The 22,066-nt window shown below is 51.9% G+C and carries 15 protein-coding genes; 6 read left to right on the top strand and 9 right to left on the bottom strand.

What is annotated here, in order from left to right; all coding sequences use genetic code 11:
- The first annotated feature begins 11 nt into the window (after nt 1-11).
- Both AAGQ96_RS08365 and AAGQ96_RS08370 read left to right on the top strand, forming a co-directional pair.
- On the top strand, nt 12-974 hold the full coding sequence (locus tag AAGQ96_RS08365; RefSeq protein WP_342755251.1) for a sugar phosphate isomerase/epimerase family protein: 963 nt from the start codon (nt 12-14) through the stop codon (nt 972-974).
- An 88-nt stretch (nt 975-1,062) separates the two neighbouring features.
- Complete coding sequence (locus tag AAGQ96_RS08370) at nt 1,063-2,298, top strand: MFS transporter (protein ID WP_342755252.1); 1,236 nt, start codon at nt 1,063-1,065, stop codon at nt 2,296-2,298.
- A gap of 110 nt (nt 2,299-2,408) precedes the next feature.
- Here AAGQ96_RS08370 and AAGQ96_RS08375 read toward each other — a convergent pair whose 3' ends face one another.
- Complete coding sequence (locus tag AAGQ96_RS08375; RefSeq protein ID WP_254446350.1) at nt 2,409-3,161, bottom strand: flagellar brake protein; 753 nt, start codon at nt 3,159-3,161, stop codon at nt 2,409-2,411.
- Nucleotides 3,162-3,332: 171 nt separating this feature from the next.
- Between AAGQ96_RS08375 and AAGQ96_RS08380 the strand changes: the two genes are divergently transcribed.
- A complete protein-coding gene (locus AAGQ96_RS08380; protein ID WP_147197084.1) occupies nt 3,333-3,581 on the top strand; it encodes a GlsB/YeaQ/YmgE family stress response membrane protein in 249 nt (82 codons plus the stop codon).
- A gap of 55 nt (nt 3,582-3,636) precedes the next feature.
- Here AAGQ96_RS08380 and AAGQ96_RS08385 read toward each other — a convergent pair whose 3' ends face one another.
- Complete coding sequence (locus AAGQ96_RS08385) at nt 3,637-5,748, bottom strand: TonB-dependent siderophore receptor (protein WP_342755253.1); 2,112 nt, start codon at nt 5,746-5,748, stop codon at nt 3,637-3,639.
- A gap of 200 nt (nt 5,749-5,948) precedes the next feature.
- Nucleotides 5,949-7,616: an alpha,alpha-trehalase TreA gene (gene treA, locus AAGQ96_RS08390; protein ID WP_342755254.1), complete on the bottom strand. Its 1,668-nt coding sequence runs from the start codon at nt 7,614-7,616 to the stop codon at nt 5,949-5,951.
- 663 nt (nt 7,617-8,279) lie between these two features.
- Between treA and AAGQ96_RS08395 the strand changes: the two genes are divergently transcribed.
- On the top strand, nt 8,280-9,440 hold the full coding sequence (locus AAGQ96_RS08395) for a type VI secretion system ImpA family N-terminal domain-containing protein (RefSeq protein ID WP_147197090.1): 1,161 nt from the start codon (nt 8,280-8,282) through the stop codon (nt 9,438-9,440).
- 87 nt (nt 9,441-9,527) lie between these two features.
- On the opposite strand, the gene fumA is transcribed toward AAGQ96_RS08395, so the two are convergent.
- Entirely contained in the window at nt 9,528-11,174 is a 1,647-nt protein-coding gene (gene fumA, locus AAGQ96_RS08400) for a class I fumarate hydratase FumA (RefSeq protein ID WP_342755255.1), read from the bottom strand.
- 132 nt (nt 11,175-11,306) lie between these two features.
- Nucleotides 11,307-12,815, bottom strand: a complete 1,509-nt coding sequence (locus tag AAGQ96_RS08405) for an anion permease (RefSeq protein WP_147197094.1) — start codon at nt 12,813-12,815, stop codon at nt 11,307-11,309.
- 593 nt (nt 12,816-13,408) lie between these two features.
- On the opposite strand from AAGQ96_RS08405, the gene AAGQ96_RS08410 reads away from it, so the two are divergent.
- Nucleotides 13,409-16,186 carry a flavocytochrome c gene (locus AAGQ96_RS08410; protein ID WP_342755256.1) on the top strand — a complete coding sequence of 926 codons (2,778 nt, stop codon included), beginning with the start codon at nt 13,409-13,411 and terminating at the stop codon, nt 16,184-16,186.
- 11 nt (nt 16,187-16,197) lie between these two features.
- Nucleotides 16,198-17,172: an FAD:protein FMN transferase gene (locus AAGQ96_RS08415; protein ID WP_342755257.1), complete on the top strand. Its 975-nt coding sequence runs from the start codon at nt 16,198-16,200 to the stop codon at nt 17,170-17,172.
- Here AAGQ96_RS08415 and dcuR read toward each other — a convergent pair.
- From dcuR to AAGQ96_RS08435, 4 genes are all read right to left on the bottom strand, one after another.
- The gene (gene dcuR, locus AAGQ96_RS08420; protein WP_147197100.1) at nt 17,153-17,863 is read right to left on the bottom strand and encodes a two-component system response regulator DcuR; all 711 of its coding nucleotides are present in this window, start codon (nt 17,861-17,863) and stop codon (nt 17,153-17,155) included. The genes AAGQ96_RS08415 and dcuR overlap by 20 nt on opposite strands.
- Nucleotides 17,860-19,494 carry a sensor histidine kinase gene (locus AAGQ96_RS08425; protein WP_147197102.1) on the bottom strand — a complete coding sequence of 545 codons (1,635 nt, stop codon included), beginning with the start codon at nt 19,492-19,494 and terminating at the stop codon, nt 17,860-17,862. Before AAGQ96_RS08425 ends, dcuR begins: the two co-directional genes overlap by 4 nt.
- Before the next feature lie 148 nt (nt 19,495-19,642).
- A complete protein-coding gene (locus AAGQ96_RS08430; RefSeq protein WP_342755258.1) occupies nt 19,643-20,737 on the bottom strand; it encodes a mechanosensitive ion channel family protein in 1,095 nt (364 codons plus the stop codon).
- A gap of 164 nt (nt 20,738-20,901) precedes the next feature.
- Nucleotides 20,902-22,059, bottom strand: coding sequence for a hypothetical protein (locus AAGQ96_RS08435; protein ID WP_342755259.1), 1,158 nt, complete (start codon nt 22,057-22,059; stop codon nt 20,902-20,904).
- Nucleotides 22,060-22,066 lie beyond the last annotated feature (7 nt).

Genomic DNA, 22,066 nt, shown 5'->3' on the forward strand with positions numbered 1-22,066 from the left:
GAGGAAAGAATATGAAATTTTCATCCAGAATTAACTCTTTTAAATCACGCCCTGATTTATATGGCGGTCAGGATAAATTAACCACGCTGGATTTAATTAAGCGTATGGCTACGGTAAAAGGCCTGACGCATATTGAGCTGAATTACCCTGAGCATTTTATTAATCAGGACGTTGGTCAAATTAAAGAAACCATTGCCGCCGTTGGACTGAAAGTGGGGGGTATTGCCTTACGCTATCAGAAAGATTTTGCCGAGGGCGAATTCAGTAACCCGGAGGCGGCCCTGCGCGAAAAAGCCGTGCAGATTACGCTTGAAGCGGCTGAGGTTTGTAAAATACTTGGCGGAAACACCGTGACGCTGTGGTTTGCCAATGACGGTTTTGATTATCCCTTCCAGCTGGATTACACCCGTGCTTACGACAACGTAGTGGCGTGCCTGCGGCGCGTTACCGCTGAACATCCGGATATGACGTTTAGCTTCGAATATAAGCCTTATGAACCGCGCACGTTTTCACTGATTGGCGACGTGTCGTCCACGCTGATGCTGATTGACGATGTTGGCGCGCCCAACCTGGGCATTACGCTCGATTTCTGTCATATGATCATGAAAAAAGAGAATCCGGCCTTTTCGCTGTTTTTATCAGCGCGGCGCAACAAGCTGGTTGGCTTTCATTTGAATGACGGCTACGGACATTTTGATGATGGTCTGATGCTGGGTTCTGTACATCTGATGCAAACGCTGGAATATATCTATTATGCGAAAAAAGTGAATTTCGACGGGCTGGTCTATTTTGATACCTTCCCAAGCCGTGAAAACCCGGTGGCGGAATGTGAACAAAATATCAGGATGTATCAGCTGCTCGCCGGCTATATCGACAAGCTGTCCATCAATGAAATCGAATCTATTATCCAGTCGCAGGATGCCATCCGCGTACAAAAAATGCTGCTGTCGCTGATTGCAGGCAATAACGAATAACGGACTCCGCGCGGCGCTTTACGATCTGACTCACTACCTTACCGATATCTTTCCGCCAGCGTAACGCAGGTTACGCTGAGGAGGCGCTATGTTAGAAAAAATGGGTTTACCCGCCAATTTGTTCTGGGGATATGTTGGCCTGACGTTGTTTATGGTCGGCGATGGCGTCGAACAGGCCTGGATCTCCCTCTATCTGGTCAGTAAAGGCATGAGCGTCTCTGGCGCGTCGTTCTTGCTGACCTTTTATGGCATCACCGTCACGCTGGCCGCCTGGTTTTCCGGCGTGCTGGTGCAAACGATGGGACCGCGAAAAGTGATGCTCTGGGGGCTGGCCACCTTCTTTATTGGCAGCATCGGCTTCATTGGTTATGGCCTGCCGCAGATGAATATGGCAGTGATGTTGCCGTTTTACGCCATTCGTGGCATTGGCTATCCGCTGTTTGCCTATTCATTCCTGGTGTGGATTAACTACAGCTCTCCGCTTGAAAAGCGGGCGACGGCGGTGGGCTGGTTCTGGTTTACCTTCTCGCTGGGGCTGAGCGTCATCGGCCCCTGGTTTTCATCAGTGGCGCTGCCGGTGATGGGCGAAATGAAAGTGCTTTGGGCTGGCGTGGTATTCGTGGTGGTGGGGGCGTTTCTCGCGGTGGTGGTTAACCGTGATAAGGTGCCGCCGGATGAAATCCATCCCTTTAATCTGCAAGAGCTGATGATGGGGATTACCATTTTGCAACGGCCCCGTATTGCCATCGGGCTGGTAGTGAAATCGATTAACGGCATTGCCCAGTACGGTCTGGCGGTATTCCTGCCGCTCTACCTGATGGATTTCGGCTACAGCAAAACCGAATGGCTGCACATGTGGTCGGCGGTGTTTATCGTGGCGATTTTTGCCAATCTGTTTTTCGGCTTTTTTGGCGATAAATTTGGCTGGCGGAATACGATTATGTGGGTTGGCGGCGTCTGTTACGCGTTGGTATTGATGCTGGTGTGGCTGGTGCCGCAGATGGCAGGGCATAACTTCTGGCTGATGACGTTTGTGCTTTGTTTGTGCGGTATTACCATGGCTGGCTATGTCCCGCTTTCGGCACTGTTTCCGCTGCTGGCGCCGGACAATAAAGGGGCGGCAATGTCGGTGCTGAACCTGGGGGCCGGATTAGGTGCGTTCCTGGCGCCTGCCATTGCGGGCGCTTTTTACGGAAGCTGGGGAGCGGGCGGAGTGCTGAGTATTTACGCCGGGCTCTATATTCTCAGCGCCGTACTCACGCCGTTTTTGAAAACGCCGGAAGAGTTGAAAGGCGAAATGGTGTTAAAAGATCGGATTATCTGATTGAAACAGGGGCGTCCATGGCCCAGGACGCGTTGTTCCAGGCCTGTGCTCCCCGCGCTTTGAGTTTGTCATCAGTCTGCACAGGGCCGCTTAAGCGGCCCTGATTGTTGTTACTGGAAGCGGGTCGCTTTCTCGCGAGCAAGCCTTTCCAGCGAAAAAATAACCTGTTGCAACAGCCGTTCCTGGGCAAAATTCAGCGTTAAAAAGCGGAAGCTCAGGCGGGGCGTTACCACGGTTTCATTTTTATTGCCCACCACGCTGCGCTGACCGACGTTGATCAGATTCGCATCCACTTCAAAACGGCCATATTCCCCCAGCTCAACACGCAGGTTTTTGAAGCTTTCCCCACCCTCCAGCGTTTCCGGGATAGGGGAATCGCTGAGCACGCCGATGCCGCCCAGCGAGAGATCTTGCAGACGCATCCGGCCTTCGCCACTGCCGTCCGGCCACTTGACGTAGCAGTAAAAAATAGGGTCGAGCGGGGCGGAAACGCGGAAATATTCACGCCGTTGGATCATCAAGAGTTCGTCGGGCAGACCGGCACCAAACGCGGGCAGACCGTCATAGCGCTCTTCTTCCAGTTTGCTCAGGGCGAACTCGACTTTTGCACCGTGGGTTTCGGCCGTCAGATGCAAATCGGCGGTTTCCAGCGCAAGCTGGTTTTCGTAATCATTACTGCCCAGATCGACAACCAGACGTTCTTTATCGGCATACAGCAAACGGGTGATAAACTGACCGCGGGCATGGGAAACCATAATGGGGGTCTGACTTTTTAGCAGATTTTTTAAAACTGCCAGCACGGCCAGCGGACCGCGCTTGAGATACTGTTCTTTGTCTTCTTCTTCTTTCACATTCGACTCCAGTTGAATGTCAAAAAACGCGCGCCTGGCGGTGATACGACCAATTATCGGCATTCACACGTGACGCTTTAGGTTTTTTAAAAAAAAATTGAAAAAAGTTTGGCTTTAAATCACGGAGTTAGAATCTTGCTCTATACTCTTTGCGTCTGATTTTAACAAACAAAGGAGCAGTAAATGGGTATTTTGTCATGGATCATTTTTGGTTTGATTGCCGGGATCATTGCTAAATGGATTATGCCAGGGAAAGATGGCGGTGGTTTTATCATCACGGTAATCCTGGGTATTGTCGGTGCCGTAGTAGGCGGTTGGATCAGTACTTTAGTCGGATTTGGTAAAGTTGATGGTTTCAACTTCGGCAGCTTTATCGTTGCGGTGATCGGTGCCATCGTGGTTCTGTGGATCTACCGTAAAGTCAGAAGCTGACCTGCATAATATTTGAATGAGGGAGACGAATGTCTCCCTTTTTTTTGCCGCGAAATCAGAAATCATAGCCAACGGTAGCCACTACCGAGCGTTCTGCGCCCCAGTAGCAATAGCCCGTGCCGTAACAGGCCGAGACATACTCTCTGTCGGTCAGGTTATTGGCGTTTACCTGCACCCAGGCACCTTTCAGGCGGCTGTTCCAGGCAGAAAGATCGGCGCGCACCGAGGCGTCAAATAGCGTAACGGAGGGCAGACGAGTGGTGTTTTCATTATCTGCCCACTGCTTACCGATGTAACGCACGCCAGCGCCAATGCTGATACCGTAATCCAGCTGGTATTTTGCCCATGCAGAAGCCAGAGAGTTCGGCGTGACGTAAGGCGTGTGGCCGTCATTACCGTCCGTCGCATCTATGTAACGCACATGATTCAGCGTGTAGCTGGCCAGCGTACTCAGCCTTGGCGTTAGCTGGTTGTGTGCTTCCAGTTCAATCCCCTGCGAATGCACTTTCCCCACCGGCTCATAGTAGGAGAACTGAACGTTGCGGCTTCCGACATTTTTCTGCGTCAAATCATACAGCGCCAGCGAGTAGAGATCGGCACTGCCCGGCGGCTGATATTTCAACCCGGCTTCATACTGCTCGGCCGTCGTGGGTTTCAGCAGGTTCTGATCGGCACCGGAAAGCGACTGCGGCGTAATCGCCTGACTGTAGCTGACATAAGGAGAGAGGCCGTTGTCGAAAGCATAAAGCAGCGCCGCGCGTCCGCTAACGTGATCGTCCTGACGGCGGTATTTTGTATTGGCTGAGTTATCTTTCGTCTGCGACACGATGCGATCGTAGCGGCCTGAGACATCCAGATGCCATTTTTGCCAGATCATCTCATCCTGTAAGTAAACACCCGTCTGATAATAGCGTCGTTGCGAATCTGAGAACGGATTACTGACAGCCGGCCCAACGGCCTCGCCGGTTAGCGCATTCAGCTGATTCGCATAGCCGCTGGCATCGCTCAGCGTGTTTTTGTATTGATGATATTCTGCGCCCAGCACGACGGTATGCGTCACGTCGCCCGTAGCAAAATCGGCTTCCAGCTGATTATCCAGCGCAAACGCATCGAGAGAAGAACGTGAGCCGGAGTAATAACGGTTGAGCAGATCGGGGTTCGCGCTATCCCAACCGATTTGATAAACCTGATCGAGATCGACGTTCGAATGGGTATAACTGGCATTAGATCGGAAAGCCCAGGTGTCATTAAAGCGGTGGGCAAATTCCAGACTGTAGAGCTGTTCGTGACGTTTAAACCGATCCAGCGAACTGTCACCGTCGTAAAAACCGTTGCTCAGCTTGCGGCCGTTGTGTTCAGTGATGCTGCCGTCACCCGGCACCGCACCATGGTAGCCGCCAGAGGGATCTTTCTGTAAATAGGCGCGTAACAACAGCGAGGTATCTTCATCCGGCTGCCAGAGCAGGGAGGGTGAAAGGGCATATTTTTCTTCACGGGTATGATCGTACTGCGTATCGCTGTTGCGGGTAATACCCGTCAGGCGGAATGCCCACTGGTCGTTAATCGCATTGGTGTAGTCAAAGCCGGTGCTGTTGCTGTTATTGGTGCCGGTCGAAGCGCGGAAATGACCTTCCTGACTAAACTGCGGTCGTTTCGAACTCTCCATTACCAGACCGCCAGGCACTGTCTGACCATACAGCGCCGAAGAGGGGCCTTTGATGACGTCGATGCGTTCAAGGAACCAGGGATCGACCTGCAACACGTTATAACTGCCGGGGTCGCTCATCAGACGCAAACCGTCTAAAAAAATGTTGTCGACGTCGCCACCATGAAAACCGCGTAATGACACCGTATCGTAACGCGTTGCCGCACCCGCGAAGTTAGTAAATGCACCTGCCGTATAATTCAGCGCCTGATTCACATCCATTGCGCCCTGGTCTTCCATTTGCTGACGAGTCACCACGGAAACGGACTGGGCGGTTGTAATCAATGGGCGATCGGTTTTCATCGCGCCCTGGCTGGTTTTGGCGGTATAGCCGAGGGTGGGCGTTGTGGCGGTTTCAGTTGGTTCGGCAGTCACCACCAGGGTTTGAGCCGCAAAAGCAGGTGAAGCCAGCGCGAGGGTACAGAGGAGGACGGAACGCTTTTGAGTAAAAGGCATTCTCATTATTTTTCCCTTCAGAATGCGGATAAATAAAACCCGTCTACGCCAGATTACCGCGCAGTAACGGAAATGTAAGGATTATGATAATCGCAATGAGAATTATTATCTTTTCTTGCAAGGCAGGCAATCGGTGATTTTTCCGATAATTTCCGGCCGAAGAAGGGAAACGCGTTTTCAGGCGGCGCTGAGCCGCCTGAAAAGGGTTATTGACCTTTAGGGATATCGCCCACGTTATTGCAGACCACCCCTTTCGGACAGTAGAGATCCATCAGTTTTAGCGTAACGCCATTGGTCCAGCCAAAGCCGTCCTGCAACGGATATTCGCCGCCGCCACCGCCGCCCAGACCTTTACCTTCCACCACGTATTTTTCTACCAGCTTGTGTTCCTTGTCATAAGTCTGCTGCACATTTTGCAGAAAACGCATGCCAATATCTTTTGCCAGCGCCTGTTTGCCGTAATGATTCAAACCTTCAACTGCCGCCCATTGCAGCGGCGCCCAGCCGTTCGGTGCATCCCATTGCTGACCATTATTGATATTGGTCGTCACCAGGCCACCTTCTTTCACCAGATGGGTCTGTACCGCCGATGCGGTGCGGTTAGCCTGATCCTCGGTGGCAACCTGAAGATAGAGCGGGAACAACGTGGCTGCCGTCAGCTGAGAGCGGAGGGTCGCTTTCTGCCAGTCATAGTCTGCATACCAGCCCTGTTTATCGTCCCAAAAATAGCGGTTGATCGCCTGCTGACGCTTGCTGGCGCGCTCATCAAACTGTTTTGCGGCATCACTATGCTTAGCAACGGTATTGGCGTGTGCCAGCGTCTTTTCCAGATGGAACATCAGGGCGTTCAAATCCACCGGCAGGATCCGCGTGGTGTGTATGGATGAAATATCGTCCGGTTTGGTAAACCAGCGGGAGCTGAAGTCCCAACCGGAAGCCGCGCCAGCACGCAAATCACGATACAGTTCAGCTTTATTTCGCCCGGAGGCTTTGTCCGCTGTAGCAATATCATCCATATAAGATTCGGTACGCGGTACGTCACGCGCATCCCAGTAACGGTTCAGCAACGTGCCATCTTTCAGTTTTACCAGTCGCTTACTGGCCTGACCGTTCGTAACCTTATCCGCATCGGCCATCCAGTAGTCGTACTCTTTCTGCAACTGCGGCAAATATTTGCTGTAGACGCTCTCTCCCTGATGCTGTGCCAGTAGGTCAACCATCAAGCTGAAAAAGGGCGGCTGGGAGCGGCTGAGGTAATAGCTGCGGTTGCCGTTAGGAATATGGCCATATTTATCGAGAAGGGACGCAAAATTGTCCACCATATCCTGCACGCGGTCCCAGTGGCCGCTTTCAGCCAGGCCTAACATGGTGAAATAGCTGTCCCAGTAATAGATTTCCCGAAAACGACCGCCGGGTACTACGTAGGGTTTGGGCAACGGCAGCAGGGAATCCCACTGGTTAGCCTGAGTCGCCGAGCGGGTCAGCACCGGCCACAGGCCATCAATATGCTCACGCAGGCTCTGCCCGGCAGGCGGCACGTAGGTTTCACCTGCCACCGGCAGCGAAAAGTTAGCATTTACAAAATGATGCAGATCGAAGTTGCGCTGCTTCCGTTGCATCTGCCAGTCGGCAAGGATCGAGCTCGGATTAAATTTTGGTACAGCATCCGCGAAGGTTTTTTGGTCAGGGTAAAGTTTTGCCGCCTGTACAGCGTGAAACAGTGGCCCCAGACGAATATCAGGTGGCTGAGGCGCGTCGCTCAACATACGTTGCTGTGTTTCAACAGGGGCCGCCCAGGCTGTCTGAGCAATTGCAACGGCCAGCAACGGCAGTGCCAGCGCGGCTTTCCATTGAGTTTGCTTAACTCTCTGCATCAGTAGTTCTCCCTCTTCCAATCGGATGATCTGTAAGTTATTGACCCTGAAACAAACTTTAGACGACATTTCACCCTTTGTGGTGAAACTAGCGGGAAATGTGATGCTATCCGGGTTTTGCCCGGCGATATTTATGTCGTCAGAGGCAGCCTTCACAGAAGACGCTCACTCAGTTTATTTGCCATGCGTAATAATAGGGGCTTAAGCGTATTAAGACGAAATTACGCATATTTTGACTATTACTGTTAATGCAGTGAGGTTAAGTTCCGATTATTTCGTTACATGAACCTTTTTTTGGTGCTAATTTCCGAATAAGGATAATTTTAGAGAAAATGGGCATTTTACCCGGCGGTTAACACTGAAATGTAATTATTCATTAAGGGGTTGTGTTACTTAAAGCGCCAATTAAAAATTTCTGTTGGAACAATGTTTCCAGATGGGGTTAAACCGTTTGTAATAATGCGGGGGGCGGTTTATTATCGCAATATTAACTATCATGCTGATAACGCTGTTTTCTTTATCAACGCAGGTTGATTTTATTTTTTGTCGATCGGGTTTGTCACAGGAGTGCCACAAAAATAGCTGGAAAGTGAGTAGTAAATTTTTAAGGTAATCAAAACGACCAGGGAAGAGTAAAGCCTCAAGTTACAGGGAAAATAACGCATGACAGCACCCATAAGTCATATCCTGCATACCGGCGGTGATCCGCGCACGCTGGCGGAATTTATCGCGCTGCGTCAGGAAATTACCCGGATGAATAACGCTGCATCAGAAGTCGACTGGCTGAGAGTGGAGCAGTTAGCCATTGCGCTGTTCAGAGAGAACGGCATGGATTTGCAAAGCGTGGCCTGGTATACGCTCGCCCGGGCCTGGCGAACCGGCCTGATGGGACTTTGTGAAGGGCTCGAGATTGCTACGGCAATGATGAAACATCAGTGGTCGACGCTCTGGCCGCACCCGTTATCGGCACGTCTGGCCATTATTACCTGGCTGAGCGCCGGCATCCAGCAGGTGCTGCCTACGCTGTCGCTTACTGAGGAAGATCTGGCGCTGCTTCAGCAGCTGCAAAATCAGCTGCAACAGAATGTTGAAACTCTGGAAAAACTGGCGCAGAAACACTTGAGCCAGCTGGATCGCTTAATTGTGCAGGTTAGCAGTATGATTGAGCAGCTTCAGAGGCCAGAATTGAAAATATCACCTGTGGCCCAACCAGAAACGGAACTTAGCACTGACGGCCCGCTACCCTTATGCAGTGGCGAAAAATTTACGCCGCTAATCTATGTGCCACATGACTTAACCTCCTCTTCGGGGCTCAACGTCAGATTCAGTTTTTGGGCGCGTAGCCAGAGGTTTTTCGCAGGCATGGTTTCGATGGCCCTGCTAAGCGGGATCATTGCGTGGGGCTATTATCTGCTTCAACCCGAGCCCGGCAAAGGAGAGAGGATCGCACTGCTCGCACAACAAATCACGCCTGAACGGGTTCATCAGTATCAAAACTGGCAGCAGATGATTGTTTCGACTGCATTACCGGTGGAACAACTGCTGCTATGGAATACGGCGCAGCTAAGGCTACAGAAACTGGCGACAATGATTAACGAGTCGGATATAAATGCAGAGACCTGCCTGTCCGTAACGGAAATAAAAGCGCAGCTTGTCACTATTCAGCAGCCTTTACAGGCGGCATTACCCGTAGAGGAGTTGCTGCGTCAGTTGGAAAAAAATAAACAGTCGCCGGTATTGCGGGGCAAAATTGACCACCGCTTACAACAGCTGATGGCGCGCTATGCATTAATTTTACAGGCTGATGAAAGGGAAGGTCAGTAAAATGACAAATCACGACTTTTACTTTTTTTTTCAAGGCAGATAAAACTATTCAGCCAGCTTCTTAATTCGAAGCTGGCTGTTATATCTTTATTTAGCGCATTTATTACACTGGTTCTGCTGAATTAACTGGAAAAAATCGTTGCCTTTATCATCAACAAGAATAAAGGCAGGGAAGTTTTCAACTTCAATTTTCCATACGGCTTCCATTCCCAGCTCCGGATATTCCACACATTCCAGACTCTTGATGCTCTGCTGTGCCAGCACCGCTGCCGGACCGCCAATGCTCCCCAGATAAAAACCCCCATGCTGATGACAGGCATCTGTAACCTGCTGGCTGCGATTTCCTTTTGCCAGCATAATCAGGCTGCCGCCATTGGCCTGCAGGCGGTCTACATAGGAGTCCATGCGGCCAGCGGTAGTCGGGCCAAGTGAGCCTGAGGCGTAACCCTCCGGTGTTTTTGCCGGACCGGCGTAATAAACAGGATGATCCTTGATGTACTGCGGTAAACCTTCGCCTCTCTCGAGACGTTCGGCCAGCTTCGCATGAGCAATATCACGCGCAACGATAATTGTACCGCTCAGTGAAAGGCGAGTGGAAACCGGGTATGCCGACAGCTGGGCCAGGATTTCTTTCATCGGACGATTCAAATCCACCTTCAGGACGTCACCTTCCCCCTGCTGACGCAATGCCGCCGGAATGTACTGGCCGGGATTGTGCTCCAGTTTTTCAATCCAGATACCGTCACGATTGATTTTGGCTTTGATATTTCTGTCAGCAGAGCAGGAGACGCCCATACCGATTGGGCAGGAAGCGCCATGACGGGGCAGGCGGATGACGCGAATATCGTGGGCAAAGTATTTTCCGCCGAACTGTGCGCCAAGACCCAACTGCTGTGCAGCAAGCAAGAGTTCCTCTTCAAGCTGAACATCGCGGAAAGCCTGGCCGTGTTCGTTGCCTTCTCGCGGCAGCGCATCATAGTAGTGCGTTGACGCCAGCTTAACGGTTTTCAGGGTACTTTCTGCCGAGGTACCGCCAATAACAAAAGCAATATGGTAAGGCGGGCAGGCTGCGGTGCCTAATGTGCGCATCTTTTCCGTCAGGTAGTCTTTCAGCTTGCCCGGATTGAGCAGCGCACGCGTTTCCTGGTAAAGATATGTTTTATTAGCGGAACCGCCACCTTTTGCCATGCAAAGGAATTTATATTCCTCGCCATCCACGCTGTATAAATCGATTTGTGCAGGTAGATTGGTGCCGGTATTAATCTCTTTATACATATCCAGCGCCACGTTTTGCGAGTAGCGCAGGTTATCTTCCCTGTAAGTGTTGTAGACGCCCTGTGACAGTGCCGCCTCATCACCGCCGCCGGTCCAGACGCGTTGGCCTTTTTTCCCCATAATAATGGCCGTGCCGGTGTCCTGGCAGGTCGGTAAGACGCCTTTCGCGGCAATCTCTGAATTTCTCAGGAATTGCAGGGCAACATACTTGTCGTTTTCACTGGCTTCCGGATCGCTCAATATCTTAGCCACCTGCTGCTGATGGGCAGGACGCAGCATAAATGCAGCGTCATGAAAAGCCTGTTGTGCCAGCAGAGTCAACGCCTGAGGTTCAACTTTAAGTACTTCCTGGCCAGCGAACTCGGCGATGGAAACATAGTCGCTGCTCAGCAAATAGTATTCAGTATCTTCATGTTCAAGCGGGAAGGGAGACTGATAAACAAAAGGTTTGGTCGACATTTTATACTCACTTAGTGACGTAAAGCCGGGCTCCGGGCGGGGTCTGGCAAAGTGACTGCAAGGGTTGTGTTATCCAACCCGCCTGTCGCGATGTCAGGCGGGTCAGGGCAATGACTGAGGAAGCCAGTGCAATCAGAACATCATCACCATCCAGGGATAGCCAATGAGCATCAGGCCACCAAGGAAGATTGCGCCGAAGATGGTTCCCAGTCGCCAGTAATCTTTTGTGGGCAAATAGCCGCTGCCATAATAGATAGGGCTTGGACCGGTGCCGTAAGGGGTAATAATACCCATAACGCCCAGCGAGGTGACCATCATCAGGCAGTAGACCGGCATATTAATGCCCGGAATCGCTGCGGCGATAGTCAGCATGGCAGGCAGCAGCGCCGTTGTATGCGCCGTGGTGCTGGCGAACAGATAGTGCAGCAGGAAGAAAGCCACCAGCAGCATGACCGCCGCGACCTGCGGATCGATACCCGTCAGCAGCTGTCCGCCTTCTTTACCCAGCCAGGCAATAAAGCCAACGCGTGCCAGACCATCGGCCAGCGCCACCAGCGTGGCGAACCAGGCGAAAGTGTTCCAGGCCGGTTTATTGCTGGTAATGTCATTCCAGTTCAGCACGCCGGTCCACAGCATCAGAACCACGACCAGCAGGGCCGCCATAGCCGGCTCGATCCAGCTGGTAGCAAAAATCCACATCAGCAAGGCGCAGACGACAAACACCAGCAGCAAAATTTCATTACGTGAAAGCTTGCCGAGCTTTTCCAACTCGCTCTTCGCCCAGCGAGGAACTTCATCATTAATTTTCACTTCCGGAGGATAGAACCAGTAAGCCAGCAGCGGCATGGTCAGGATTAACAGCACGCCCAGCGGCAGGAAAGCCAGGAACCAGGTGCCCCATGAAATCTCGAAACCAACAATGCTTTTCACCAGCGCCAGTGCCAGCAGGTTAGGTGCCAGAGCGGACAAAAACATTGAGCTGGTGATACAGGCTGCGGTAATCGCCACCCACATCAGATAAGAACCAATTTTACGCGCGCTGGGGTCGTTAGGCTTGGAACCGTACAGCGGCGGCAGGTTGGCAATAATCGGATAGATTGTCCCGCCGCTGCGCGCGGTGTTGGACGGGGTAAACGGTGCCAGCAACAGATCGGCAAAGGTAATGGCATAGCCCAGCGTCAGGCTCCGCCGCCCAAGGTATTTCACCAGAATCAGCGCCAGACGACGACCGAACTGCGTCTTGTCATAGCCCGCGGCGAACATAAATGCGCCGAAGATCAGCCAGACGGTAGAATTGCCAAAGCCACTGACCGCCCATTTAAAGGATTCGGTAGCCATCTTGAATTTAGGGTTAGCCAGCTCAGCCGGGCTAAACAGCAGCCACTGACTGAATAGCGCGATGACCACCACGCCGGTCAGACCAATTACCGCGCCGGGCAGGGGTTCGAAGATCAGCCCGACGATCACCCCAACGAAGATGGCAAAGAAATGCCAGGCGTAAGGTTCCAACCCGGCAGGCGTGGGAACCAGTAATAACAGGACCGCTACCAGTACGGGCAGGAACAGCATAATCAGGCGTTTTGATCCTGAAGAAGCAACGGGCGCTTTTGGAGGTTCGCTCAAATCAGATCGTGGTTTCATAGTATGTGTCTACAAGTTGTGAGGAATAGGTTCAGGGTTCGGTTGAGTGTATGTCTTTTTATCTCTTTATTCTTTCTTCGCTAATCAACCGGACCATCTTAAACTGGTGGAAGTGTTTTTCTTGCTCTTATTTTTAACACATAATTAAGTCCCCGTGAAGATATTGCGATATGGCTTAAATATAATATTGATCTGGATCAATAAATATTTCTGAACGCATTTAATTTTAAGTAAATGTAATCTTTTCCTTTTGGTTTAATGCGGTAAAGGAGGGGTGAGAACGGCAGCTTTGGGCGCTTAATTTCCAGAAAAGGGCGAAGCTGTTCATGTAACTAGTTGTTTTTAATCGTTTTTATTTTGGTGTTAATCAAAAGTTGATTTAAGTCAACTTCTGATTAACAATAGAGTATTGTTGTGCCCAGAGCTTATGAATTAAATAAACGTAGGGTTTAAAAAGTTTAATAACTAAATTTATCGCTTATAAAAATAAAGAAATTGTTATATTTGGCGTATGAAATCGGACCACTTAATTAATTGGGAAATAGCGCGTCCGCACAGAATCTAAAAATTTTTTAATTTTGGAGTTGATAATAATGAATACGCTAACCCCGATCCTTAATCCTCTGACGCTGCCAAAAGGTGCGGTGCTGAAAAACCGTTTAGTGATGGCGCCAATGACCACCTGTACCGGTTTTTACGACGGCACTGTAACCAGTGAGCTGGTGGAGTATTATCGTGACCGTGCTGGCAGCATTGGCACAGTGATCGTTGAATGCGCTTTTATTGACCCCAAAGGCCCGGCATTTCCTGGCGCGATCGGCATCGACAGCGACAACAAAATCTCAGGACTGAGTAAAATCGCCTCGGCCATTAAATCGAAAGGCTCCAAAGCGATTTTACAGATCTACCACGGCGGCAGAATGGTGGAACCCGAGCTGATTGGCGGCAGAACGCCGGTTGGGCCCAGCGCGATCGCCGCGCCGCGTGAAGGCGCCACGACACCGCAAGCGCTGACCGCTGAAGAAGTCGATGTGATGATTACTAAGTTTGGTGATGCGGTTAACCGTGCCATCAAAGCCGGTTTTGACGGTGTAGAACTTCATGGCGCCAACACTTACCTGATCCAGCAGTTTTACTCTCCTAATTCCAACCAGCGTGACGATAAGTGGGGTGGCAGCCGCGACAACCGGGCGCGTTTCCCACTGGAAGTGTTAGAAATCACGCATAAAATGGCCGAACGCTTCGCAGATGCTTCATTTATTATCGGCTATCGTTTCTCACCAGAAGAGCTGGAAGTCCCCGGCATCCGTTTTGACGACACAATGTATTTGCTGGAAAAACTGGCCGCGCGTGGGCTGGATTACGTTCACTTCTCCGTTGGCCAGCTGCTGCGTCCTTCCATCGTCGAGCGTAACGATCCTACGCCGCTGATTACCAAATTCCTCGCTCAGCGTTCCGCTACGCTGGCGAAAATCCCGGTGATTGGTGTGGGTGGCGTGGTGAACAAAGCCGACGCTGAAAACGCGCTCGAACACGGTTTTGATCTGGTGGCAGTGGGTAAAGCCTGCATCGCTTACCCGGACTGGACAGACCGCATTGTTAACAACGAGCATCTTGAGCTGTTTATTGACAGCAATAAGCGTGAAGAGCTGAACATTCCTGAACCGCTGTGGCGCTTCTCGCTGGTTGACGCAATGATCCGCGATATGAGCGCGACCGGGCGCAAATACAAAGCTGGCGTGTATCAGGAAAAAGTCGAAGCCGAGGCGCTGAAGCTAAAAATCAACGTCACGCTGGATACGGACCGCATCACCGATATCATGCTGGTGCCGGACGATACGCTGGATGTCGATTTTACCACGACCTTTGAAAGCCTGCGTAGCCGCATCCTGGTGGCAAACAGCCCGCACGTTGATGCCGTCACCGGCGCAACCACGCAGAGTGAAGCACTGAAAAAAGCGGTTTCGCGCGCGCTGGCCACCTCCAGTAAAGAGCAGGTCATTGATGAAGGGGGTAATCCACAAGCGCCGCAAAACTACGATGTGGTCGTGGTGGGCAGCGGTGGCGCAGGCCTGGCCGCCGCGATTCAGGCGCACGACGAAGGTGCCCGCGTGGTGATTATTGAGAAGATGCCGACCATTGGCGGCAACACCATTAAAGCCTCGGTAGGGATGAACGCGGCGGAAACCCGTTTCCAGAAGCTGAAAGGCATTGTCGACAGCAAAGAGCTGTTCTATCAGGAAACGCTGAAAGGCGGCCAGTTCAAAAACAATCCCGTGCTGCTGAAAGAGTTTGTTGAGCTGGCACCCGAAGCGATTGAATGGCTGGCGGCCAAAGATATTGAACTGAACGACATCACCATTACCGGCGGCATGAGCATTGACCGCACCCACCGCCCGGCGGATCGCTCAGCGGTTGGCGGCTTTTTGATCAGCGGACTGGTAAAAAATATTAACAAGCGTGAAATTGAAGTGCTGCTGGAGACCTCGGTTGCAGAAATCATTTTTGAAAACGGTGCGGTAACGGGCGTTAAAGTGGTTGATGAATACAACGACAGCCGCATTCTTAACGCGAAAAGCGTGATTGTTGCCACCGGCGGTTTCAGCGCCAATCGTGAAATGGTGGTGAAATATCGCCCCGAGCTGGACGGCTTTGTGACGACTAACCATAAAGGCGCAACCGGCAGCGGTATCGCCATGCTGCAAAACATTGGCGCGGACACGGTCGATATGGGCGAGATCCAGATTCACCCGACCGTAGAACAAACCACGTCTTATCTGATCTCTGAAGCGATTCGTGGTGGCGGTGCAATCCTGGTCAGTCAGGAAGGGAATCGCTTCTTTAACGAAATGGAAACCCGTGACAAAGTCTCTGCCGCTATTATCGCGCTGCCGGAAAAAAGCGCCTGGGTGATTTTTGATGAACAGGTAAGAAAAAACAACAAGGCGGCAGATGAGTATATTGCCAAAGGCTTTGTGGTCAGTGCGCCTTCACCGCAGGAGCTTGCCACCAGGCTGAATATGAATTTCCATACGCTGCTGGCGACGCTGGAACGCTACAATCTGTTCGTTGATAAACAGGAAGATGAAGACTTCGGTCGTAAAACCGCGCTGCGTCACCCGCTCAATCAGGGACCGTTCTATGCCATCCGTATCGCGCCGGGCGTGCATCACACCATGGGCGGCGTCACTATCAATGCCGATACCGCCGTGCTGGATGCGCAAAAACAGGTCATCAGCGGTGCCTGGGCGGCTGGCGAAGTGGTTGGCGGTATTCACGGCGCGAACCGCATTGGCGGCAACGCGGTGGCCGATATCATTATCTTCGGCACGCTGGCAGGCCATAACGCAGCCGCTCACGCGCTGCGTTAACGAGGCGAACCATGGTTCAGGAGCAGGTTTCTTATTCGGCGGTCCTGATGGGATCGCCAATCCTTCTCAAACTGTTTGTTGATGACCAGGCCCTTGCTGCACAGGTGTTTCGTCTGATCAAACATCAGGAAAATCTGCTGACCGTGAACCGGGCGCAGTCTGAAGTGATGGCCGTTAACCATGCCGCAGGCCAGCAGGCAGTCAGCGTCTGCGCGCCGGTTTTCCAGCTAATTAAGCAGGCGAAAGCCGTTAGCCAGCTGAACGGCTGCTTTAATTTTACCATTGGGCCGATAGTCAAACGCTGGAAGATCGGTTTTCAGGGCAACAGCGTGCCGCCCGCAGCAGAACTGCAACGCCTGCTAACGCTAACGGATCCGGCCGATGTGCAGCTGGATGAGCAGGCGCAGACGGTATTTCTGCGTAAAGCAGGGATGGAAATCGATCTGGGCGCGATAGCCAAGGGCTATATCGCCGATGTGGTCAGGGATTTTTTACGTCAGCAGGGCGTGACGCGGGCGCTGATTAATCTGGGTGGTAATGTTCAGACGCTGGGCGCGCCGGATGAGGCAGGGCAGGGTTGGGCGATTGGCTTGCAGCAACCCTTCGCCGGGCCGGATGCGTTGATTGGCGTCATCCACGTCAGCAGTAAATCGGTGGTGACCTCTGGCGTCTATGAACGCTATTTCGAGCTGAACGGACGCCGCTATCATCATATTCTCGATCCCGCTACCGGCTATCCGCTGGATAATGAACTGCTTAGCGTCACCGTGATTTGTGACCACTCGATAGACGGCGACATCTTCACCACGCTGCTGTACGGCATGGGTGTCCGGCAAGGTCTGGCTTACCTGGGCCAGAACCCGCAGATTGAAGCTATTTTTGTTACCAAAGACCGTCAGGTGATTTGTTCCTCACGGCGGCAGTTTAGCTTCCAACTGTTACACCAGGATTACCGGCTTAATGCAGTTACTGACAGTACTGCTTGAGTAACGCGCTGTATTCCGGCTGTAACCGGTAACGATAGACCGGACGGCCCGTCGCACCGTAGTGAATGCTGGTAAACAAAATATGGATCTGCGCCAGCCAGATAAGGTATTTACGGCAGGAAACGCGCGAAATATTAACTGCGGCAGCCAGTTCATCGGTTGAAAACTCTTCTGCCGGGTGCGCATCAATCCACTGGCACAGCGTACGCAGCGTTTGCGGCGTCAGGCCTTTCGGCAGCCGTTTATTATCGCTTACCGTATTGTCGCCATGGATCAGTCGGTCAACGTCCGCCTGCTGATAATATTGCTGGTTATCCATCAACAATTTTTTTTGCCGCCAGCCGGTCAGCGCTTCTTCAAAGCGTGAAAACTGGAATGGCTTAATCAGATAATCGACCACGCCATAATGCAGCGACTGCTTAATGGTGCTGGCATCCGCCGCTGAAGAAATGACAATCACATCGATAGCACGCTTTGCCGCGCGCAGCTCCGGCAGCAAATCCAGTCCGTTATCCTGCTGCATATAAATATCCAGCAAAATCAGGTCGACATTGCCATGCTGCACCCACTCTTTGGCCTGCTGCAAAGTCGACGCGACGCCGCAGCAGGTAAATCCCTCCAGCTGGCTGATGTAGACGCGGTTTAGCTCTGCCACCATGGCATCATCATCGACGACTAAAACATTGATCATGCGATTTTACTTTCTCCATCCCAGGGCAGTTGGACAAAAAATTGGGTATAAACATCGGGTTCGGACTCTACAGCAATTTTTCCGCCAAGGCTTTCGGTTTGTTGTCTGGCAAGGAATAACCCCACCCCTCGATTATCGCCCTTCGACGAGAAACCTTTATCAAAGATAGCATCAAGCCGCTCGGCAGGAATACCCGGCCCGTCATCGCTTACCACGCAGGCGAGAGAACCGTTCTGATAATGCAGAAGCACGGTAATTTCACCTTCGGATTCGCCGGCGGCATCCAGGGCGTTTTCAATCAGGTTACCCAGTACGGTAATCAGCGTTGCCACCTGCTGTTCGCTGCCGCTGTCGGGCAAATCGCTGTCTTCATTGATGGTCAACCGGTGGCCCAGATCCGAGGCCCGATTGATCTTACTCAACAGAAAGCCCGCAATCACCGGCGATTTTATCCGCAGCAGCAGCGAGCCAATTTCATTCTGATATTTACTGGCCGTTTTCAAAATATAGTCTTCCAGCCTGGCATAACTTTTCATATGCAGCAGGCCAAGAATAACGTGTAGCTTGTTCATAAATTCGTGAGAGCGCTCGCGTAATGCATCGGCGTAATTCACCATGCCGTCGAGTCGCAGCATCAGCTGACTCACTTCGGTTTTGTCACGGAAGGTACAGATGGCGCCAATAATAACGTCGTTGCTTTTCACCGGCATGGTGTTGCTGATCAGAACCCGGCCTTTGAAGTTGATCTCGACGTCCCGTTTCGGCACGCCGTCGGCTAACACCTCCCGTAAATGGGTCAGCAGAGGCGCGGCCCGGTCGATCATATCGCTGCTGTTGCCGTTTAGCGCCTGCTGCGCGCCGGTTTCCAAAAACAGCTGGCGGGCGGCCCGGTTAGTCAGCGTCACCTGCGCGCGATCGTTAACGGCAATCACCCCTTCCTTAATGGATTGCAGCATCGCCTGGCGCTGCTCAAAGAGAGTGGAGATTTCATAGGGCTCCAGCCCAAACAGAATACGCCTTAAGGCTTTTACCAGACACCAGGTGCCGATCGCTCCGGCGACAAGACCAAATAACACCGTCCAGAGAATGTACCAGCGGCTCTTGTTGATTTGATGCGTAACTTCGCTTAATGAGATGCCGATAGCCACCACGCCGATTTGCCGATGCTGCTCATCGTAGACCGGGGTGAATACCCGCAGGGCTTCGGCGAGCTGGCCGCGATTTATCGCGACGTTTTCCTTTCCGGCCAGCGCAGGTTGCAGATCGTCGCCAATAAAATGCTGACTAATTGCCTTTTTATTGGGGTGTGAAAAGCGGATGCCCTGCATATCGGTGACCACCACGAACAGCAGGTCATTACTTTGCTGAACGGCCTGCGTCAGAGGCTGAATGATATTGCTGTCAGAAGGCAAGCGCAGGCCGCGTTGTATTTCCGCCGAATCAGCCAGGGTGCGTGCCACCGCCAGCGCTTTATCCCTGACGCCGTCGCGGGTGATCTGACTGATCTGTAAAAAGTAGAACAGATGGACAACCAGTAATACCGCAGCAATCGCTGCGCTGACCATCAAACTGACGGAAGTACTCAATTTCATCGGGCGTTTCCGCCGCCGATTGCGTTGCAAGTCGCTCATTATCACTCCATGAATAATCAGGCCGATTCTTTGCTGACACTGTTTTCAGTGAGCCGATAATATAGCGCGAAGGCGCTTGCGGATCAGATTTAATTCCACAAGCGCCCGGCCTTTTAACCACCTGTTGGCTTAGCGTAACTGCCGATGATTACATTTCCATGCTTTCGACCGGCACGGGGGAGGTAAAGGTCACAAGGCGATGCGGACACGCCAGCCCGATGCCGGTTTCTTCCAGATATTCCTTGATACGGATATTAATTTCCTGCTGGATATCCATATACTGATTGTAATCAGAAAACTTAAGAATATGCACCACTTCAAACATAATGCGGTCCGCTTCAAAAGAAGCCAGGTGTGCACGGTCGAACTGGGTTTTCTCAATCTTGTTAATGACACCTTCGATCATCGGGCCAATCTGACGTAATTTTTCTGCGGGCGTCGCCAGCGGCACGCCGAAATTAAAGACAATCCTGCGCGTTTGCATCCTTTTATAATTATGAATAGTTTGCTGAAGCAGAATAGCGTTAGCGCAAACGATCTGCTCTCCGCTCAGGCTGCGGATGCGCGTTGTTTTTAAGCCAATATGTTCAATGGTTCCGGCAACGTCGTTAAACACCACAAAGTCGCCAATTTCAAAAGGCTTATCAATGCCTATCGAGAGCGAGGCAAACAGATCGCTAAGCACGGTTTGTACAGCCAGCGCAATGGCAATCCCCCCCACGCCAAGGCTCGCGACCAGCGCGGTAATATTCACGCCCGCGTTAGCCAGAATCGACAATATCATTACCGACCAGACAAGGGCACGACACAATAATCCCAGAATAATCGTGGTGACGGGATTACGGTGATGATCGGAGCCTGAAAGCGTGAGGGAGTAGCGTAGCCATGACTGTACGGCCTGATCCAGCCACAAGGCAATCTGTATTGCCACCACCAGGAACCAGGCGTGCGGAATACTGCCGCTGACCCGGCCGGGTAAAACAATAAATTGCAGGCTAAATAAAAAAGAAGCGAAAAGAATTAACGTAACGCGTGTTCTTTTTAATACGTCGAGAAACACTTTGTGCGCGACGCGGTTATCATTATTGGTTGCCCAATAGGCCACGCGCTTTTGCAGAATAGAGATAAGTTTAGTGATAATAAAAAAAGTAACGGCAGTAATAACCACTACCAGCAGGATGTTTCCCCAGAATGTGAATGATGTTATCAATCTCAAATAATCAGCATGAAAGAGTTCCTTCACGTCGCCCCCTTTGTTTTTTGTGGAAATACAGCCTGTTAAGTATAGTACAAAAAAGTGAGGGTTATTGTCCTGGAATGACAGGTGAAGTTCTTTTAAATTATAAATAAGATGAAGTTTAATTGAAAATGATAATAACCTCACGTGGAGTAATATACAGACCACTCTCACCTGACCGTAGCCAGGCTGCCCATATTATTTGCGGAAATCAGGATGTTATGTGCGGTGCGCATAAGTGCGGGAAGGGTGTTGGAGAGGGCGGCGATAACGGCGCCCATCTCCAGCGCGGTGGCTTCGGCAGTGGCCGCCAGCGCAAGGTTGCTGAGCAGAGCCGAAGCGGCACCGGCTACCACCGGTGCGAGAAAAATGGCCAGCGCCACGACGGCGACGGCGGTTACGCCAACGGCCAGGTAGCCGAGCATTCTTTTCAGGTCGGCGGAATTATCACGCCAGTACTGGTGATAATCGCCCAGCGGCAGCAGCTCCAGACGGGTTTCCCTTTTTTTTTGTTCCTCCAGCCATTTTGTTAGCTTCTCGAAAACCTCAACCGGCACGGGCGCGCCCCTGACGGCTTCATGATAGCTATAGAGGATCAGGCCACGGGCAGGCGAAGCGGGATCTTCCAGCTGGAAGTTGCCAATCGGCATCGGCCGATAATTGTAGGTCGGCCCGAAACAAATCCAGCGGTATTTAAACGATGCTATCGCCGTGCCGGGCTGGGGAAAAATGGGCACAATCATCAGTTCTGGCGGAATAATCCATGGTGCACCGTTGGCGATGAACGCTTTTGGTGCTGAGCTGTTCAACGCCAGACCGCTTAACCAGTCATCAACGAAGGTTTTTACCGGCCCGCGCAGCAGCGCCAGCTTGGGTTCCAGATCGCCTTTAATGGTGTTTTCCGCCTGATCGACCGTACTCACTTCCAGTAACTCACAAACGATAGTGACCTGATAATTATCCAGCGCCAGTCCCAGTACGTCAGGCCGCAAAGCACGGCCTTCGGTCAGTTCAGCGGGCGGTCTGCCTTTCGCGATCAGGTCTCTGTTTCTTTTGTTTTTTGCATAGTAGTTTCGCAGCTCTTTAACAATGATCGCCAGCGCACGATCGGTAAACGCCTGGCCGGTGCCGACCAGCCGAATATCCGATTCCGGGTAGATTTCTCCCCCGGGATAGCGGCGGCGAAAGTCGTTGCGATACAGCGCGGCGGCATAGCACTGGGCCAGCCAGGGGATTGCGGTACGTGGCGGCACTTTGACCCGGTTGCCGCCGCATAAAACATCAAATTCAGTCGTGCTGAGCACGCCGCCATCAGGATGTTCACTCACAGCGCCG

Source organism: Pantoea sp. MBD-2R (genome assembly GCF_039134845.1).
GTDB lineage: Bacteria > Pseudomonadota > Gammaproteobacteria > Enterobacterales > Enterobacteriaceae > Erwinia.

What these genes read in the sequence shown, in the direction of transcription:
- treA (WP_342755254.1), bottom strand. Translation starts at nt 7,616, where the DNA reads ATGCAGAGAGTTAAGCAAACTCAATGGAAAGCCGCGCTGGCACTGCCG.
- AAGQ96_RS08410 (WP_342755256.1), top strand. Translation starts at nt 13,409, where the DNA reads ATGAATACGCTAACCCCGATCCTTAATCCTCTGACGCTGCCAAAAGGT.
- AAGQ96_RS08365 (WP_342755251.1), top strand. Translation starts at nt 12, where the DNA reads ATGAAATTTTCATCCAGAATTAACTCTTTTAAATCACGCCCTGATTTA.
- AAGQ96_RS08395 (WP_147197090.1), top strand. Translation starts at nt 8,280, where the DNA reads ATGACAGCACCCATAAGTCATATCCTGCATACCGGCGGTGATCCGCGC.
- AAGQ96_RS08370 (WP_342755252.1), top strand. Translation starts at nt 1,063, where the DNA reads ATGTTAGAAAAAATGGGTTTACCCGCCAATTTGTTCTGGGGATATGTT.
- dcuR (WP_147197100.1), bottom strand. Translation starts at nt 17,863, where the DNA reads ATGATCAATGTTTTAGTCGTCGATGATGATGCCATGGTGGCAGAGCTA.
- AAGQ96_RS08425 (WP_147197102.1), bottom strand. Translation starts at nt 19,494, where the DNA reads ATGAGCGACTTGCAACGCAATCGGCGGCGGAAACGCCCGATGAAATTG.
- AAGQ96_RS08415 (WP_342755257.1), top strand. Translation starts at nt 16,198, where the DNA reads ATGGTTCAGGAGCAGGTTTCTTATTCGGCGGTCCTGATGGGATCGCCA.
- AAGQ96_RS08405 (WP_147197094.1), bottom strand. Translation starts at nt 12,815, where the DNA reads ATGAAACCACGATCTGATTTGAGCGAACCTCCAAAAGCGCCCGTTGCT.
- fumA (WP_342755255.1), bottom strand. Translation starts at nt 11,174, where the DNA reads ATGTCGACCAAACCTTTTGTTTATCAGTCTCCCTTCCCGCTTGAACAT.
- AAGQ96_RS08385 (WP_342755253.1), bottom strand. Translation starts at nt 5,748, where the DNA reads ATGAGAATGCCTTTTACTCAAAAGCGTTCCGTCCTCCTCTGTACCCTC.
- AAGQ96_RS08380 (WP_147197084.1), top strand. Translation starts at nt 3,333, where the DNA reads ATGGGTATTTTGTCATGGATCATTTTTGGTTTGATTGCCGGGATCATT.